Consider the following 16,639-nt stretch of genomic DNA (forward strand, 5'->3'; position numbering starts at 1 on the left):
CGGCTACTGCTGTCGGAGCGCCGAAAAAATCGTAAATTGCTCAATGGCGTTCTGGTATTGGTGGAAATTTATCAACCAGTCACTCTGTGCTTGGACGAATAGATACGGCCAACTTTTCGGTCAGCCCTCAAAAACCTTACTAATTTCAGGGGCTTGCCGAGGGCTGTTAGGGGATGGAAAAGTGGCGTAGTGGTCCGGAACGTGTCCCCTGGGTAAAGCTCTGTTCCCACAGCTGGGTCAGGCCGCTGCGGTGAACCGCAATAATCGTGCTGGCGCGAGTTCCATAACCTTGCGCGATGTCGCCATCGGCAACATCGTTTGGCAGGAGATTCTCTCTCTGCACTATCCGCACAAAAATTGGCGACAGGGCACGTTCCAAAGGCAGGCCCGCGCCGGTATTGGGTAGTCCCGCGTCCGCTGCTGGGGAGGTATCGCGGAGGAGGCTCAGGGCGGGACCAATAAAGTTCGTTTGGTTGATTGGGCCATCGACGCACCTGATCATTTCCGCCAGCGCGGCTTTGCCCTTTTCAACCTTGGGCCAGGGGGCATCGGGCGCACCGTTGGAGATACCGTGCACACCGGAAGAAAAGGCAAAAGGGCGGTGGCGGTTGCCGGCACAGACCAGGGGTTGGTTGGCACCCTGGGCGAATAACAGCGCATTAAATCCGCGATATCGCACGCCCTCAAGGCCCTGTGCGAACTGTTCGGGGGAGCTGTAAGTCGTCAGGAATTTCTGTGGGATTTCTCCGCGAGACAAAACATCGCCGGGTTCCGCCCGGTCGGGCTCGCGGATGTTGGTGACGGCAGCCACCCGCCCCCGAGCGATACCCGCCCAAGTACCCCCCGCCCGCAGGTCCCGCCCCGCGATCATTTGGCCGCCCCTCCAGGGCCCCGCTGGATCAGTTTCTCTGGCGTAAAATTCATCTCGATTGGCAATCAGCAGAAGCGGGTAGTCCGGGTGGCAGTGGTAGGCAAACAGCAATAGGCAGATGACGTATTCCTGGGAGGCGGCTGATGGCGCGCCTCTTTCGCTGGGGGGCGCTTTGCGACCATAATACGCGCTTCGCCAACAATCTCGATTCTCCCATGCTGACTTATCCAGAAATCGATCCAGTGGCCATTGCTATTGGCCCTTTAAAAGTGCACTGGTACGGCCTTATGTACCTGTTCGGCTTTATTGTCGCCTGGTGGCTGGCATTGCGACGCAGCACCAGGCCCTGGTCCCCGGTGATCAAGTCGGAGGTGGAGGATCTGATTCTCTACTGCGCGATCGGCGTGGTTGTGGGTGGCCGGCTCGGCTACATGTTCTTCTACAACTTCCCGCAGCTGATGGAAAATCCGCTTTCCCTGCTCAAAGTGTGGGAAGGTGGCATGAGTTTCCATGGAGGGCTGGTCGGTGTGATGTTAGCCACAGTGCTCTATGCCCGTAAAATTGGCACAACCTTCCCGGCGCTAATCGACTTTGTCGCCCCGCTGGTGCCCATCGGTCTCGGGTTGGGGCGGCTCGGTAATTTTATCGGTCAGGAACTTTGGGGCCGCCCAACGGAAGGCCCTTGGGGCATGGTATTTCCCAAGGATCCGGAGTTGTTGGCCAGGCATCCATCACAGCTGTATCAGGCTTTTCTCGAAGGGCTGGTGCTCTTTGCGTTGCTCTGGTGGTTCTCCAGCAAGCCGCGCCCACGCCTCGCCGTTGGCGGTATGTTTGTACTTTTTTACGGCATTTTCCGCTTCCTGGTGGAGTTTGTAAGAGAGCCGGACGGCCATATAGGCTTTGATCTGTTCGGCTGGATGACCCGCGGTCAGCTTTTGAGTCTGCCGATGATTGTTGCCGGTATCGCCCTGCTGGTGTGGAGCTACCGCACTCAGCCGCTGCCCCAGGGGCGCGGAAAGGCGAGTAATAAAGAAACACGTTCCCAGGTAAATGGCGGAGCCTAGATAGAAATGAAGCAGTACCTCGATCTAATGCGCCATGTGCGTGAAAATGGCACAGTGAAAAGTGACCGTACCGGCACCGGCACCCTGAGCGTGTTTGGCTATCAAATGCGCTTTGATCTGGCCGAAGGTTTTCCTCTAATTACTACGAAAAAGTGTCATTTGCGCTCGATTGTTCATGAACTTCTGTGGTTTTTACAGGGCGATACCAATATTCGCTACCTGCAGGAAAACAAAGTGCGGATCTGGGATGAATGGGCCACCCAGGATGGCGACTTAGGGCCAGTTTATGGCCACCAATGGCGCTCATGGCCCACTCCAGATGGGCGCAGGATTGACCAGATTGAACAGCTGCTGCAGCAGCTGAAAACCCGCCCGGACTCCCGCCGTTTGATGGTTAGCGCCTGGAATCCGGCCGACCTTCCCGATGAGGGCGTTTCTCCTGCGGACAATGCCCGCGAGGGACGTATGGCGTTGGCTCCCTGTCACGCCCTATTTCAGTTCTACGTCGCGGATGGCAGGTTGTCCTGCCAGCTCTATCAGCGCAGCGCCGATATCTTTCTCGGGGTGCCTTTCAATATCGCTTCCTATAGCCTTTTGACCTTGATGCTGGCGCAGGTGTGTGATTTGCAGCCGGGTGAATTTATCCACACCTTTGGCGATGCGCATCTTTACTCCAATCATCTGGAGCAGGTGGAGTTGCAGTTGCAGCGGGAGCCTTTACCTCTGCCCAAAATGCTCCTCAACCCCGAAGTTAAAGACCTCTTTGCTTTCCGCTTTGAGGATTTCGAGTTGCAGGACTATCGGGCGCACCCGCATATCCCGGCACCAGTAGCGGTTTAGGAGGTGGAATCGGTGGATACACCTATTGCACTGATTGCGGCTGTGGCGCGCAATGGCGCTATCGGTAGGGAAAATCAGCTGCCCTGGCGCATTTCCGGCGACCTGCAGTTCTTTAAGCGCACCACGATGGGGAAACCTATCGTGATGGGGCGCAAGACTTATGAGTCTATAGGCCGCCCGCTACCTGGCCGCGCCAATATCGTGATTACCCGCAACCCCAACTGGCAGGCTGAGGGGGTTGAGGTTGTGGATTCTTTGGCGTCTGCTCTCGAGCTTGCCGGTGGGTATGCCACTGAGACTGGCGCCAGCGAACTGATGGTGATTGGCGGTGCGCAGATTTACCGCCTGGCTATGCCGCGGGCGGCCCGCCTTTACATCACAGAGGTGGATGCGGAAGTGGCGGGCGATGCGTTCTTTCCTACACTTAATGACTCATGGGTCGAGGTTGTACGGGAGTGTTACCCAGCCTCCGACAAGAATGAGTACAACTACGCATTAGTTCAGTACGACAGATTTAAATAAAAACAATTTGATTAAAAGTTGATCAATCTGTTAAATTCTGCGACAGCTTACACAAGGAACTTCGCCGCTAATGTGTGCAAGCGACCCGGTTTTGTTACCTGGGTGTTACCTTGCTACCCATGCGGGCCGATGCTGGCAATCGGCATTTGAATAATCAAATCGGCTGTTTACAATGTGCGGCTCTTAGCTGTCTTCTAACCAATGTTTTTAAAACAAAAGGACACCGCGTTGTGGCAGCTAACTCATCGCGACCATGTTGTGAAATATTGAACCCACTGGGGGGTCTAATGAAAACCAAGCGATTCATGGCTGTGGCGCTGACCACTGCGTTGTCTGCCGGCGCGCTCTACGGCAGCGTAGCCACTGCGGATACTCTCGATAACGTACTCGCCGTCGGCCAGCAGAAAACCACTGCGGCCCAGGCATCGCAAAAGCGCATCGACAAGATTGCCGAAGAAACCAGCGGCCTGCTGCAGGACTTCAAGGTGGTTAATAAAGAAATCGATGGTCTGCGAGTGTATAACCGTCAGCTGGAAAAACAGCTGGCCAATCAGCTCGAAGTGATCAATGAGCTGGATGATTCCATTGCCAACGTCACGGTAATTGAGCGTCAGATCCAGCCGCTGATTCTGCGTATGCTGGACGGCCTGGAACAGTTCATTGAACTGGATGCCCCGTTCAAACTGGACGAGCGCATGGCCAACCTCGAAGGCGTAAAGAACAATATGGACCGTTCCGATATTACCGTTGCGGAAAAATTCCGCCAGGTACTGGAACTGTACAATTTCGAAGCGGAATACGCGCGTAAGATCGACACTTACGGCGATTCCCTGAACGTCAACGGTCAGGAGCGCGAAGTGAAAGTGCTGCAAATTGGCCGTATTGCCCTGCTGGCTCAGACCACGGATTCCAAGATTTCTCTCGCCTACGACAAAGGCCAAAAAGCCTGGGTTGAGATTGATGCTGGCGAATACCGCCGCGCCCTCATGAACGGCCTCAAGATCGCCAAGAAGCAGGCCACTATCGATATCATGACTATGCCGATCGCGGCACCGGAGGCAGCGCAATGAAATCCTCTATCGCCAAACGTGTACTAGTTGCAGCAGCGGCTGGCCTGATCAGCTTCTCAGCTGTTGCACAGGAAAAAGCCTCCTCTCTCGACGACCTGCTCAAGATGGTTAAGCAATCCAAGGTTGCCGAGTCCAAGGAGCACAGGCAGCGCGAAGCCGAGTTCCGCCGTCAGAAGTCCAACCAGCAGAGCCTGCTGAAGAAAGCCAAAGACACCCGCACCGCTGAAGAGAAACGCTCTGCCGAACTGGAAAAGAAATACCAGGAACAGGAAGTGGCTGTAGACCAGAAGCGTCAGCAGCTGGATGAGCGCCTGGGTTCTTTGAAAGAACTGTTCGGCCATATGTCTTCTACCGCGGCAGATCTGCGTGCGAACGTTGGTTCCTCTCTGGTTTCCGCTCAGTACCCCGGTCGTACCGAGTTTATCGACGGCCTGCTGGCCAAGATGAACAGTGCAACCAAGTTGCCGACTATCGAGGAAATCGAGCGTCTGTGGTTTGAATTGCAACGTGAAACCGTAGAATCCGGCAAGGTTGTTAAGTTCAACGCTACGGTGATTAAGCCCAGCGGCGAGCAGGCTGAGCAGGAGGTGGTTCGTGTTGGTAACTTTAACTTGGTTTCCAACGGCAAGTACCTGGAAATGAACGACGCCTACAAAATGGCGGAACTGATTCGCCAGCCGGATGCCAAGTTCCAAAGCATGGCGGAAAGCCTGCAGGCTTCCACCGCTGGGTTCAGTGCTTTTGGTGTTGACCCGACTGGTCCTACGGGCGGCTCCTACTTGAAAGCTATGATCAACAGCCCCGACCTCGTTGAGCGCTGGCACCAGGGCGGCATCGTTGGCTACATCATCTCTGCGGTTGGTGTATTCGCCATGCTGCTGGCCATCTTCCGCCTGATCGTACTGACCGGTGTTAGTGCCAAAGTAAGTGCTCAGCTGCGTTCCTCTACCCCGAACACCAACAACCCACTGGGTCGTGTACTGGCTGTTGCGGAAGAGAACAAAGGTGTCGACGGCGAGACTCTCGAGCTGAAGATGGAAGAGGCCGTATTGAAAGAGCGCCCGGCGGTAGAGTCTGGTCTCAACCTGTTGAAGATCATTGCCATGGTAGCCCCGCTGCTGGGTCTGCTGGGTACCGTTACCGGTATGATCATTACCTTCCAGGCGATCACTATCTTCGGTGCCGGTGATCCTAAAGCAATGGCTGGTGGTATCTCTTCCGCCCTGATCACCACCGTTCTGGGTCTGGTAGTGGCTATCCCCACTGTACTGATGCACACCGTAGTCAACGGTCGCGCCAAGCGTGTCCTGCACATTCTGGAAGAGCAGAGTGCCGGTATCGTGGCAGAAAACGCCGAGCGTAAATAAGAGGAGGCGGCAACATGCACGCATTAAATGACGCATGGGCCGCCGTCAACGCCTTTATGGCGTCGGGCGGGCCAGTACTGTTCCTGATCGCCGGCCTGACCTTCTTTATGTGGACGCTGATTTTTGAACGTGTTTTTTACTTTAACAAAGCGTTAAAGAGCGACGTTCAAGGTGCGGTAGACCAGTGGGAGGAGCGCAACGAGCGCAAATCCTGGTCTTCCCACCAGATCCGTTACGCGATGATTTCCCGGGTATCCGAGAAGATTCAGGACAATATGGACATGATCCAGGCCTGTGTTGCCCTAGCACCTCTGTTCGGGCTGCTGGGTACGGTCTGGGGCATGATCAACGTGTTCGATGTTCTCGCGATTACTGGTGGTGGCGACGCCAAACAGATGGCCAGTGGTGTATCCATGGCAACTATCCCGACGATGGCGGGTATGGTTGCGGCCCTCTCTGGTGTATTTGCCAACACCTATCTCGCTCGTAAGGCTGAGCGTGAGACCCAGCTTTTGGAAGATCATCTGACCATGGATCACTAGGCACACATCAGCGAATAGGCGAGCTTATTTGCTGTGAAGGTTTAGCCAAGCCAGAAATTTTCGCCGGGGGCCCTCTCTGGGCTTCCGCCGGAAAAGTTCGCTAAGAGAGTTGCTATGAGCAAAAGACAAAATACGGCAGAAGAAGAAGCCGGCGCTATCGACCTCACGCCCATGCTGGACGTGGTGTTTATCATGCTGATCTTCTTTATCGTCACCGCGACCTTTATCAAGGAGCCGGGTGCTGATGTTGTGAAGCCGGAAGCGACAACCGCAGAACTCAAAGCCGCCTCAATTCTGGTAGCGATCAACGATAGTGATGAGATCTGGATTGCCAAAGATAAGGTTGATGAGCGCCAGGTAAAGATTGTCCTGGAACGCCTCTACTCGGAAAACCCGAAAGGGTGGTTGGTGATTCAGCCCGATAAGGAAGCGAGTATTGAGAAGATTGCCCTGATTGCGGAAGCGGCCAGGAAGATCGGTATCAAGAAAGTTTCGGTCGCGACAGAAAAGAGTTAACAGCTATGAATCCGGTAAGACTTCTTGGGGCAGGTACGCTGGCAGTAGCCACAACCTTTGGCCTCATCTTCACCATGCATCAGCTGATTGCGGCAAACATGAAGGCTCCAGAGGACAAGGAGCAGTTCAAAGTTGCCGATGTGGTGATGCCTGAGCAGAAGATTGAAACACAGTACGATACGACCAAGCCGGTGAAACCGGAGGATCCTGAGACTCCGCCGCCGGAAATGCCAGAGCCGGAGTTCGAAGAACCGGACATCGATGGTGGCATCAGCATTTCTGCACCGAAAGCCTCTGGTGGTGTCAAGCTTACGGGCTTTAGCTTTGGTGAGGGTGATTATCTGCCGATCGTCAAGGTTCAGCCTCAGTATCCACGCCGCGCTCTTCAGCGAGGTATGGAAGGCTTTGTGATTGTTGAATACACGGTGACCACCAACGGTTCTGTGCGCGACCCCAAAGTGGTCGAAGCTTTTACCCTGGACGGCAAGCCGACCTCTGTTTTTAACAGGGCCGCGCTCAAGTCTGCGCTGAAGTATAAGTACAAGCCGCGGGTAGTTGATGGCAAGCCGACTGAAGTCCCCAATGTGCGGACTAAGATTAGCTTTAATATGGCTAAGGACTAAGGGGGAAGCACTATGAAGTTGACAAGCATTCGCAAAGGTTTGTCCAAGCTCGCTCTGCGCACCTCTGTGGCACTACCCCTGGTGCTGGCACCGGCGGTCAGTGTCACCGTGCTCGAAGCAGCGGGTGTTTCCGCACCTTTCGCTTCTGCCCTGGCGCAGGAGCAAAAAAAGCCCAGCAAACAGAAGAGCCGCAAAGTACCGGCTATGCGCGAAGCCGCGTATAAAAAGCTGGAAAAAGCCCAGGAAGCTGCCGACGCAGAGGACTGGGCGGGCGCCCTTGTCGCGCTGAAGGAGATGGATGCGAGTAAGAAGCGGTACAACGGCTATGAAGTAGCGCAGATGTACAATTTCTTCGGTGTCGTTTACTACAGTACTGAGCGTTATAAGCAGGCAATCCCGTACTTTAAGAAAGTATTGAGCCAGGGTGAGAAAAACCTACCGGTGGCACTTGAAGTGGGAACCTTATTCACTCTTGCTCAGCTCTACTTCGTCACAGAGGACTACAAGCAGGCGATCAATTACCTGAACCAATGGTTCAAAGTTTCCGATCGTATTACTGCCGACTCCTACGCTTTGCGTGCCCAGGCTTATAACCAGGTTGGCAATCAGAGCAAGGCACTCGCGGATATTAATGTTGCGGTGTCCATGTACGAGAAAGAGGGCAAGGTACCGAAAGAGGGGTGGTACGGTCTTCAGCAGTACATTTACTTCGAGCGCAGTGATTATAAAAAAGTAGCCGGTGTTCTGGAAAAGCTGGTGCAGCATTATCCGAAGCCTGTGTATTACAAAACACTGGCTGCGATGTATGGCGAGCTCAAACGCGATAAAGACCAGCTGCATATGATGGAGGCGGCTTATCTTGCCGGCGCTTTGGAGAAGGATCGGGACCTGTTGAACATGGGTTATCTCTTTATGGGGCATGATATGCCTTATAAGGGGGCCAAGGTGATTGCCAAGGGCATCAAAGAGAAGAAGATTCCACGTACAGCCAAGAACCTGGAGACACTTGCCCAGGCTTACCAGATGGCTCAAGAGCTGCAAAAAGCGATCCCCCAGCTGGAAGCGGCCGCTAGTCTTTCCGACAAGGGTGAAATCTACTCGCGTCTGGCTGGTATCTACCTGGATCTGGACCAGAATGAGAAAGCCATTTCCATGGGTAAAAAAGCTCTAAAGAAAGGCAATATCAAGCGTGTTGATACCCTGCATGTCGTGATGGGCATGGCGAATGCCAACTTGAAGCGCTATGACGCCGCTTTAGTAAGTCTTAAAAAGGCTGAAAAAGATGAACGCTCTGAGAAGTTTGCCAAGCAGTGGATAGCCTTTGTGAAAGGTGAACAGGAGCGTGAAAAGCAGCTGGCAATTTAATTGTTGAGTTAGCTTTTTAGGTCCTCGAGAAAGCCGTGCAGAAATGCACGGCTTTTTTTATGTTCTTTTACTTCTGATTTCCAATACAAAAAATTGAGAAAACCTGTATTAACGAACTATTTGCATTTTTATATAAATTGGCTAATGATTAGAGTCAGCTGATCAGCTTTTTCCATTACGGCACTTGGATGCCTTTTACGCACCCTAATAACAATAGGAGAGGTGTTATGGATAGAGCTTGCACGCCAATTTCCAGCCCCGAATTTTTCCCTACCCACTTGCTTTCTAGTTATGCGAAGGGCTTAGCCTACGCTGCCCTGACCACCCTCGGGTTGATTTTTTTAATGAGCCAGTTGATCTCCACTCGTTTTGAGGAGCCTCTAGCAAAGCCATTACCGACGATTCAGCCTATCGATATTACCGAGAAGAAAGTGGTTACCATGAAAGAGTATGAGGCACCGGCAAGCCCTCAGGAAGTTCCGCCAACGCTTCAGCCTCCCAGAGAGAAAGAAGATGTAAAGGTTATAAATACCAATACAACAGTGACGCCTCCGGTTGTTATTAACGAAGGCATTTTTGATTTGGTATCGAGAGACCCTTTGCCTGTTTATAAGCCCGCACCGCGTTACCCCAGTGCGGCTCTGCGCAGAGGCATAGAGGGGTACGTGATTGTAGAGTTTGTGATAACCAAAACCGGCGCGGTACGTAATGTCAGGGTCGTTGCTGGCTATGATAGCGCCGGTAATGCCACCAGCGTATTTAACCGCTCGGCGCTGGCAGCGGCAGAGCGCTTCAAATATCAGCCGCAAGTGGAAGATGGCCAGCCGGTTGAGCGCTATGGCGTGCGCAATCGTATTGCCTATAAATTGGCGCAATAAAAAAACGGCCCACTGGGGCCGTTTTTTTAAATCCCAGGTATTTCTACCTAATCAATTTCCCGCACCGCGCCCCGGTCGGCACTGGTGGCAAGTAATGCGTAGGCTTTTAGCGCCTTGCTGACTTTGCGCGGACGCGGTTCACTCGGCTTCCAGGCCGCCTGACCGCACCCGCTCATTTCCTGACGACGTTTGTTGAGTTCGTCTTCACTAATAACAATCTCAATTTTGCGTGCGGGTATATCGATTCGAATTGGGTCGCCATTACGGACTAGGGCGATGTTGCCACCGGAGGCGGCTTCCGGGGATACGTGGCCGATTGATAGACCGGAGGTACCGCCGGAAAAGCGGCCATCGGTGATCAGGGCACAGTGCTCCCCAAGCCCCTTGGATTTTAAGTAACTAGTGGGGTAAAGCATCTCCTGCATACCGGGGCCGCCTTTGGGTCCCTCATAGCGCACAATCACCGCTTCACCCTTATGTACCTTGCCATCGAGAATATGGGCAACAGCGGCTTCCTGACTTTCGACGACGTGGGCTGGGCCTTCGAATTGCCACAATGACTCGTCAATGCCGGAAGTTTTTACCACACAACCATTGGGGGCCAGGTTGCCAAACAGTACCGCCAGGCCCCCTTCCGCTGAATAGGCGTGATCTGCGGAGCGGATACAACCGTGCTGGCGGTCGGCATCCAGGGTCGGCCAGCGACAGGCTTGGCTGAAAGCGGTTTGAGTGGGAATGCCTGCGGGGCCGGCGCGGTAAAAGTCGTGCACAGAGTTGTCATCGGTGCGGCTGATATCCCAGCGGTTCAGCGCATCGGCGAGGGAGCCGCCGTAGGCGGTGGGTTGCGAGGTATCGATCAGTCCGGCGGACTCCAGCTCGCCGAGAATTGCCATAACGCCCCCCGCCCGGTGGACGTCTTCGACATGGTACTTTTCGATGTTGGGAGCGACTTTACACAGTTGGGGAACCTCGCGGGAGAGCCGGTCGATATCCTCTAAATGAAAATCGATATCCCCCTCCTGGGCAGCGGCGAGCAGGTGCAAAATGGTGTTGGTCGAGCCTCCCATGGCGATATCGAGGGCCATGGCATTCATGAAGGCGGTGCGGTTGGCGATGTTACGGGGTAGGGCACTCTCGTCATTTTTTTCGTAGTAACGCTTAGTCAGGGCAACGATTTCCCGCCCAGCGCGCAGAAAGAGCTCTTTGCGGTCTGCGTGGGTGGCCAGCAGGGTGCCGTTGCCCGGTAGCGAGAGCCCCAGAGCCTCGGTGAGACAGTTCATGGAGTTGGCGGTAAACATGCCGGAGCAGGACCCACAGGTGGGGCAGGCAGAGCGCTCGTACTCGGCCACCTCCTCATCGGAGGCCGTATCGGTGGCGGCGATCACCATAGCGTCCACCAGATCCAGTTTGTGATCGGCCAATTTGGTTTTGCCGGCCTCCATCGGGCCGCCGGAAACAAAGATCACCGGGATATTCAGGCGCAGCGCGGCCATCAGCATTCCGGGGGTGATCTTGTCGCAATTGGAAATACATACCAGGGCATCGGCGCAGTGGGCATTGACCATGTACTCTACTGAGTCGGCGATAATCTCGCGACTGGGGAGGCTGTAGAGCATGCCGTCGTGGCCCATGGCGATGCCGTCGTCTACGGCGATGGTGTTGAACTCCTTGGCGACGCCGCCGGCGCGCTCGATCTCCCGCGCGACCAGTTGCCCCATATCTTTCAGGTGCACATGACCCGGTACGAACTGGGTGAAGGAGTTGGCGATAGCAATAATGGGTTTGTGAAAATCTGCATCGGTCATGCCTGTGGCGCGCCACAGGGCTCGGGCGCCGGCCATATTGCGTCCGGCGGTGGAGGTACGGGAACGATATCTGGGCATGATTCAAGCATCCGGCTAGGCAAATTAAAGCGACAGCTTAGCAAAAAAAGCCCATATTCGGGATGTTTTCACCCATTAGTGGTCCACTGAGTGCGTTACTAGGATAACGATTTCGAATAAGGTGGTGTCGAACTTGCCTAAGCGTCGTTATCCCAGCCCAAACGCTTGCGCAGGATGCGGGAATTGCGCTGAATGTTGTATAAGGATTTCCGCGAGGCGGGCAGATCACTGACATTCACCTGCTCAAAGCCTTGCTCAATAAACCAGTGTTCGGTCTGGGTGGTGAGGACATAGAGCTCGCAAATATGGATTGTGCGAGCCTGGCGCTCCAGGTGGCGCATTAGTTTGGCGCCGCGACCGCCGCCGCGAAAATCCGGATGGCTGGCCACACACGCGATTTCCGCTGCGGATGTTGGACCGCCTTCCTCCTGGATGGGGTAGAGCGCGGCACAGGCCACAGGCGTCCCATCGACCTCCACCAGGGTAAAGTGCTCAATTTCCGCTTCGAGTTTTTCCCGTGAGCGCCGTACCAACACCCCCTGTTTTTCCAGCGGGCGGATCAGGCCCAGAATGCCCCCCACATCGGTGATACGGGCCCGGCGCACGACCTCATAACTATCCCGGTAGATCATGGTTCCTGCACCCTCACGGCGAAAGAGTTCCTGGATCAGGGCGCCATTCTGGCAATAGCTAAGAAGGTGAACTCGGGCAATACCGGAATTACACGCGCGAATAGCGCACTGCAGGGTCTCACTCTGTACCCGGGTGGCGGCCTGCTCGGCCTGAACAATGCTGAGTTCATTGACCGGGTTGTCATTGAGTAGCAATTGGGCCGGCTCGCGAAATAGCACCAGCTTTTCGGCGCGCAATGCGCGCGCGGCCTCCGCGGCCAGATCCAGGTAGTTGATGTTAAATAGCTCACCAGTCAGAGAGGTGCCCAGTGGCGATAGCAATACCAGCGCGCCCTGGTCCAGAGCTTGTTCAATCGTATTGATTTCCATACGCCTGACCGTGCCGGTCCAGCCGAGGTCCACGCCATCGAGAATCCCGCAGGGGCGGGCGGTGACCAGATTTCCCGAGATCACTTTCAATGCCGAGCGGGCCATAGGGGAATCGGGGAGCCCTTGGGAAAAAGCGGCTTCAATATCGAAACGTAATCTCCCCACTGCGGCTTTAATGACTTCCAAACTTTCCCTGTCGGTGATGCGCTTACTGCCGTGAAAACGGTTCTCGATACCGCGTTCATCGAGGGCGCGGCTGACCTGTGCGCGGGAACCGTGCACCACTACCAGGCGCACACCTAGACTGGCGAGGAGGGCCAGGTCGTGAACCAGGTTGCGAAAATTATGATGTTCCAGGCCGTCGCCGGGAATGCCGACCACCAGAGTGCGACCACGCAGATCGTTGATATAGGGTGCCGCGTGGCGGAACCAGTTGAGAGAGGCGTTTTCGTCGCTCACTAATGCCTTACCGTCTGTCGAAGTGTTTGCGATTTAAGGGCGCAGCCGAATACGGGTCTGCGGTATAGCCCGGTTTAGAGGCAGAAGCGGCCGATCAGGTTGTGCAATATTTTCACCATCGGCTCTATACGGTCCAAACCGAGGTATTCATCCGGTTGGTGTGCCTGGTCGATATCGCCTGGGCCGAGCACAATAGTGTCAATATTCAGACTCTTCAAGTAGGGGGCCTCAGTGCCGAAGGCGACACTCTCGGCTTTGTAACCCGTGAGCTTTTCGGCAACCTTGACCAGCTCGGAATCACGGCTTTGCTCAAAGGGCTCGGTGCCGGGAAAGAGTGGGACTATTTCCATCTGAATTCTGTCGCTGGGGATGCGGGCCTGCAACCTTTGCTGCAGTTCCGCACGCAATTCCTCAAGAGCCATGCCCGGTAAGGGGCGCACATCAAACTGCAGCTCCGCCGCGCCGCAGATGCGATTGGGATTGTCGCCGCCGTGGATGCAGCCCAGGTTCAAGGTGGGCACGGGGACGACAAACCCGGTGTTATTATATTTCTCCTGCCACTCTCCCCGCAGGCTGAGCAGCTCTGCAATCACGCCGTGCATGGCCTCGAGGGCGCTGGCGCCGAGGCTTGGATCGGAGGAGTGGCCGGATTGTCCGGTGATGCGTACCGACTCCATCATCACGCCTTTATGCATACACACCGGACGCAAACCGGTAGGTTCTCCGATCACCGCGTAACGCCCCTTTGGCCGACCCGCCTTGACGAGCTCTCTGGCGCCGGTCATGGAGGTTTCCTCATCGGCAGTGGCAAGTATCGTCAGGGGTTGGCGCAGCGGTTGATGGCAAAAGGATCGTGCCGCTTCAATAGCCAGAGGGAAGAAACCCTTCATATCGCTGCTGCCCAAACCGTAGAGGCGGTTATCACGCTCCGTGAGTTTGAAGGGATCTGAGTGCCAAAGCCCTTCATCGTAGGGGACCGTATCGGTGTGTCCAGACAGTATCAAGCCACCTTCGGCACCTTCACGTGCGCCCAGGGTGGCGATCAGATTGGCCTTGTGGGGGCTGCCCGGGAGGGGCATCAGTTCAACGGCAAAGCCCAAAGTTTCTAGCCATGCGGAGAGCATTTCCACAATCGGGCGGTTGCCCATATCCAGAGCCGGGTCTGTGGCACTGACACTTGGGCAGGCGATTAGCTGTTGGAGTTGGGTTTTTAGCTCAGGTACTGCGATAGGTGCCATTGGGATTGTCCCTTATCTTATTGCGTCGCTCATTGAGAATAACCGCCACGGCAATGGCACATCCACCCAGAGCCAACCTGGGGATATCTGCATCGCGATTCCAGATCAACAGATTTACCAGCAGGCCGACTGGTACCAAAGCATTGTTCATGGCGGCGAGTGTCGCGGCGGAAACCTGGAGAGCCCCCTTGTTCCAGAGGAAATAGCCAAGGCCGGAGGCGACCAGCCCGAGCCACAGCAGCACAGTCCACTGCGTTGCGCTCTGCGGATATTGGGGGCGCCCCAGGATCAGCCAGGCAATCACGCTAACGAGGGCCGCACCGAGGAAAAACCATCCAAATGTCTGTCTCGGGGGAAGTGACTGATCCTGCCGCATAAATTGCCGATAGGCCACCTGGCCAGCGGCAAAGCACAGGTTAGCGCCCTGGACCACGGCAAAACCAGCCCAATAGTCTCCACTGGGAGAATCCCAGCGGATGATAGCTGCCCCGAATACTGCAAGCAGGGCAATGGCCAGATTCCACAGTGATAGGCGTCGCTCTATCAGATCGTAGAGCAGGGCGATATAGAGGGGGGTGAATATGGTGAACAATAGTACTTCAGGTACACTCAGCAAAAGGAATGATTGGTAATAAAAGAGGTACATGGCCCCAAGCTGTAGGCCTCCAATAGCCATTAGGGTTACGGCGTTGCGCGCGCTGCAGCGACGCCATTGCAACAGCGGAAGGAAAACCAGAGCGGCCAATAAAACTCGGGTCATCGCTGAAAAGTAGCTATCTACCTGCCCCGCCAGATAGACGCCGATGAGACTGAAAGAGAAGGCCCACAAGAGTGTGACAATGATAAGGAGTGGCATGTTAAAGCGTTCTCAGAGCCAAATTCACATGGCGAGTATTGGCCGGTGAGTATTGCGTGCGAGGGGGATAAATGGAAGCGCTCCACGCCCTGGAAGCCAGTACATGGCCCTGAAAAATCGGTAATCCGTGTGTCCCGGTATTCTTTCAATAGATGGTAGCGAGGGTTAGTTGAGGCGTGTTCAGAAGAGTTACCTGGGGGAAAAGGCAGAACTAAAAAAGGGAAGCTCAGCTTCCCTTTTTTAGTTCGATAGACCTGGCTGAGATCAGCCAAATAGCCCTTTAAAAAAGTAGAAGAATAGAATAGCTATACCCGCACCCGCGGGCAGCGTGATGACCCAGGAGGCCGCGATGGTCGTGATCATGCGCAGGTTAAGTGCGCCTATGCCCCGCGCCAAGCCGACGCCGAGCACCGCACCCACCAATGTGTGGGTGGTGGAAATGGGCAGGCCGGTGCCGGATGCCATCACCACCGTGGAGGCGGCGCCGAGCTCGGCGGCGAATCCGCGGCTGGGGGTCAGCTCGGTAATTTTTTTGCCGATGGTGGCCATTACCTTGAAACCGTAAGTGGCGAGGCCAACCACGATACCCAGGCCCCCGAGCAGGAGAATCCAGGACGGCATAGTGGCTTTAGCGGTGACGGCACCACTCTGGATGGTGTTCACTACCGCCGCCAGCGGGCCCACTGCGTTGGCCACGTCGTTGGAGCCGTGGGCGAAGGCCATGGCGCAGGCGGTGAAAATCATCAGGATGGCGAACACCCGCTCCACATTGGCAAAGCGATTTTCTGCTTCGATCGAGGGGTCGCGCTTAATGCGCTTGAGCATGCTGACGCCAACACCCGCGACGATCAGGCCGACAATCGCCGCAATGCCGGCATCCTGTATGAAGCTGAGCTTGATATTCGCATCTTTGAGAACGTGCTTCAGACCCTTGGTAAGGGTCACCATGGAGATCATCCAGCCTACCGCGAACATATAAAAAGGGATGTAGCGTTTGGCGTTGGCGAAAGGATCTTCGGTGTCGAGGATCAGGCGCTGAACACTGCGGAACAACAGGAAGGAGATGGTGCCTGCCAGCAGTGGCGACACGACCCAGCTCGCCACAATGCTACCCACCTTGCCCCAGGATACGGCATCGGCGGATATGCCCACCGCGGAGAAGCCCACAATGGCGCCGACAATAGAGTGGGTGGTGGATACCGGCCAACCTAGGATACTGGCCACCAGCAGCCAGGTACCCGCTGCGAGTAGCGCCGACAGCATACCGTACACCAGTAGCTGAGGTTGTGAGGCAAAGACGTCCGAATCGATAATGCCCTTACGTATGGTGGCGGTAACCTCCCCACCGGCCAGATAGGCGCCAGCAAATTCAAAAATCATGGCGATGACAATCGCCTGTTTGATAGTCAGTGCGCCGGAGCCTACTGAGGTACCCATGGCATTGGCGACATCATTGGCGCCAACGCCCCAGGCCATAAAGAAGCCCGCCACAATGGCCAGAATCAATAAGATATGGCCGTATTGACTAAGAATTTCCACGCTGA

The 16,639-nt window shown here is 55.2% G+C and carries 16 protein-coding genes; 10 read left to right on the top strand and 6 right to left on the bottom strand.

The genetic code is table 11. The features are described 5' to 3' along the window. Positions 1–166: 166 nt before the first annotated feature. On the bottom strand, positions 167–982 hold the full coding sequence (locus tag Q1A69_RS03965) for an NRDE family protein (RefSeq protein WP_299581417.1): 816 nt from the start codon (positions 980–982) through the stop codon (positions 167–169). Between the two features lie 104 nt (positions 983–1,086). On the opposite strand from Q1A69_RS03965, the gene lgt reads away from it, so the two are divergent. The 10 genes from lgt (at position 1,087) to Q1A69_RS04015 (ending at position 9,658) form a co-directional block, all read left to right on the top strand. Next, a complete protein-coding gene (gene lgt / locus Q1A69_RS03970; RefSeq protein ID WP_299581555.1) occupies positions 1,087–1,935 on the top strand; it encodes a prolipoprotein diacylglyceryl transferase in 849 nt (282 codons plus the stop codon). 6 nt (positions 1,936–1,941) lie between these two features. Further along, a complete protein-coding gene (locus Q1A69_RS03975) occupies positions 1,942–2,775 on the top strand; it encodes a thymidylate synthase (RefSeq protein WP_299581420.1) in 834 nt (277 codons plus the stop codon). A 12-nt stretch (positions 2,776–2,787) separates the two neighbouring features. Continuing rightward, positions 2,788–3,297, top strand: coding sequence for a dihydrofolate reductase (locus Q1A69_RS03980; protein WP_299581422.1), 510 nt, complete (start codon positions 2,788–2,790; stop codon positions 3,295–3,297). A 287-nt stretch (positions 3,298–3,584) separates the two neighbouring features. After that, positions 3,585–4,367, top strand: coding sequence for a DUF3450 domain-containing protein (locus tag Q1A69_RS03985; RefSeq protein ID WP_299581424.1), 783 nt, complete (start codon positions 3,585–3,587; stop codon positions 4,365–4,367). After that, positions 4,364–5,734 carry a MotA/TolQ/ExbB proton channel family protein gene (locus tag Q1A69_RS03990; protein WP_299581427.1) on the top strand — a complete coding sequence of 457 codons (1,371 nt, stop codon included), beginning with the start codon at positions 4,364–4,366 and terminating at the stop codon, positions 5,732–5,734. Before Q1A69_RS03985 ends, Q1A69_RS03990 begins: the two co-directional genes overlap by 4 nt. A 14-nt stretch (positions 5,735–5,748) precedes the next feature. Next, on the top strand, positions 5,749–6,276 hold the full coding sequence (locus Q1A69_RS03995; RefSeq protein ID WP_299581430.1) for a MotA/TolQ/ExbB proton channel family protein: 528 nt from the start codon (positions 5,749–5,751) through the stop codon (positions 6,274–6,276). A gap of 114 nt (positions 6,277–6,390) precedes the next feature. Further along, positions 6,391–6,792 carry a biopolymer transporter ExbD gene (locus Q1A69_RS04000; protein ID WP_299581433.1) on the top strand — a complete coding sequence of 134 codons (402 nt, stop codon included), beginning with the start codon at positions 6,391–6,393 and terminating at the stop codon, positions 6,790–6,792. A 5-nt stretch (positions 6,793–6,797) separates the two neighbouring features. Continuing rightward, positions 6,798–7,415, top strand: coding sequence for an energy transducer TonB (locus Q1A69_RS04005; protein WP_299581436.1), 618 nt, complete (start codon positions 6,798–6,800; stop codon positions 7,413–7,415). A 12-nt stretch (positions 7,416–7,427) separates the two neighbouring features. Next, entirely contained in the window at positions 7,428–8,780 is a 1,353-nt protein-coding gene (locus Q1A69_RS04010; protein ID WP_299581439.1) for a tetratricopeptide repeat protein, read from the top strand. Between the two features lie 227 nt (positions 8,781–9,007). Further along, positions 9,008–9,658 carry an energy transducer TonB gene (locus tag Q1A69_RS04015; RefSeq protein ID WP_299581442.1) on the top strand — a complete coding sequence of 217 codons (651 nt, stop codon included), beginning with the start codon at positions 9,008–9,010 and terminating at the stop codon, positions 9,656–9,658. A gap of 47 nt (positions 9,659–9,705) precedes the next feature. On the opposite strand, the gene ilvD is transcribed toward Q1A69_RS04015, so the two are convergent. The 5 genes from ilvD to Q1A69_RS04040 form a co-directional block, all read right to left on the bottom strand. After that, on the bottom strand, positions 9,706–11,541 hold the full coding sequence (ilvD, locus tag Q1A69_RS04020; RefSeq protein ID WP_299581445.1) for a dihydroxy-acid dehydratase: 1,836 nt from the start codon (positions 11,539–11,541) through the stop codon (positions 9,706–9,708). A gap of 137 nt (positions 11,542–11,678) precedes the next feature. After that, positions 11,679–13,001 (bottom strand): amino-acid N-acetyltransferase, encoded by a 1,323-nt coding sequence (argA, locus tag Q1A69_RS04025; RefSeq protein WP_299581448.1) that lies wholly within the window; start codon positions 12,999–13,001, stop codon positions 11,679–11,681. Positions 13,002–13,075: 74 nt separating this feature from the next. Continuing rightward, positions 13,076–14,239: an acetylornithine deacetylase gene (argE, locus tag Q1A69_RS04030; RefSeq protein WP_299581451.1), complete on the bottom strand. Its 1,164-nt coding sequence runs from the start codon at positions 14,237–14,239 to the stop codon at positions 13,076–13,078. Beyond that, on the bottom strand, positions 14,217–15,095 hold the full coding sequence (locus tag Q1A69_RS04035) for a DMT family transporter (protein WP_299581454.1): 879 nt from the start codon (positions 15,093–15,095) through the stop codon (positions 14,217–14,219). The genes argE and Q1A69_RS04035 overlap by 23 nt, the downstream gene beginning before the upstream one ends. 264 nt (positions 15,096–15,359) lie before the next feature. Next, a complete protein-coding gene (locus Q1A69_RS04040; RefSeq protein WP_299581457.1) occupies positions 15,360–16,634 on the bottom strand; it encodes an inorganic phosphate transporter in 1,275 nt (424 codons plus the stop codon). Positions 16,635–16,639: the final 5 nt, after the last annotated feature.

Source organism: uncultured Microbulbifer sp. (genome assembly GCF_947498635.1).
Lineage (GTDB): Bacteria > Pseudomonadota > Gammaproteobacteria > Pseudomonadales > Cellvibrionaceae > Microbulbifer > Microbulbifer echini.

What these genes read in the sequence shown, in the direction of transcription:
- ilvD (WP_299581445.1), bottom strand. Translation starts at nt 11,541, where the DNA reads ATGCCCAGATATCGTTCCCGTACCTCCACCGCCGGACGCAATATGGCC.
- Q1A69_RS03985 (WP_299581424.1), top strand. Translation starts at nt 3,585, where the DNA reads ATGAAAACCAAGCGATTCATGGCTGTGGCGCTGACCACTGCGTTGTCT.
- Q1A69_RS03990 (WP_299581427.1), top strand. Translation starts at nt 4,364, where the DNA reads ATGAAATCCTCTATCGCCAAACGTGTACTAGTTGCAGCAGCGGCTGGC.
- Q1A69_RS04000 (WP_299581433.1), top strand. Translation starts at nt 6,391, where the DNA reads ATGAGCAAAAGACAAAATACGGCAGAAGAAGAAGCCGGCGCTATCGAC.
- Q1A69_RS03975 (WP_299581420.1), top strand. Translation starts at nt 1,942, where the DNA reads ATGAAGCAGTACCTCGATCTAATGCGCCATGTGCGTGAAAATGGCACA.
- Q1A69_RS04005 (WP_299581436.1), top strand. Translation starts at nt 6,798, where the DNA reads ATGAATCCGGTAAGACTTCTTGGGGCAGGTACGCTGGCAGTAGCCACA.
- argE (WP_299581451.1), bottom strand. Translation starts at nt 14,239, where the DNA reads ATGGCACCTATCGCAGTACCTGAGCTAAAAACCCAACTCCAACAGCTA.
- lgt (WP_299581555.1), top strand. Translation starts at nt 1,087, where the DNA reads ATGCTGACTTATCCAGAAATCGATCCAGTGGCCATTGCTATTGGCCCT.
- Q1A69_RS03995 (WP_299581430.1), top strand. Translation starts at nt 5,749, where the DNA reads ATGCACGCATTAAATGACGCATGGGCCGCCGTCAACGCCTTTATGGCG.
- Q1A69_RS04015 (WP_299581442.1), top strand. Translation starts at nt 9,008, where the DNA reads ATGGATAGAGCTTGCACGCCAATTTCCAGCCCCGAATTTTTCCCTACC.
- Q1A69_RS04035 (WP_299581454.1), bottom strand. Translation starts at nt 15,095, where the DNA reads ATGCCACTCCTTATCATTGTCACACTCTTGTGGGCCTTCTCTTTCAGT.
- Q1A69_RS04010 (WP_299581439.1), top strand. Translation starts at nt 7,428, where the DNA reads ATGAAGTTGACAAGCATTCGCAAAGGTTTGTCCAAGCTCGCTCTGCGC.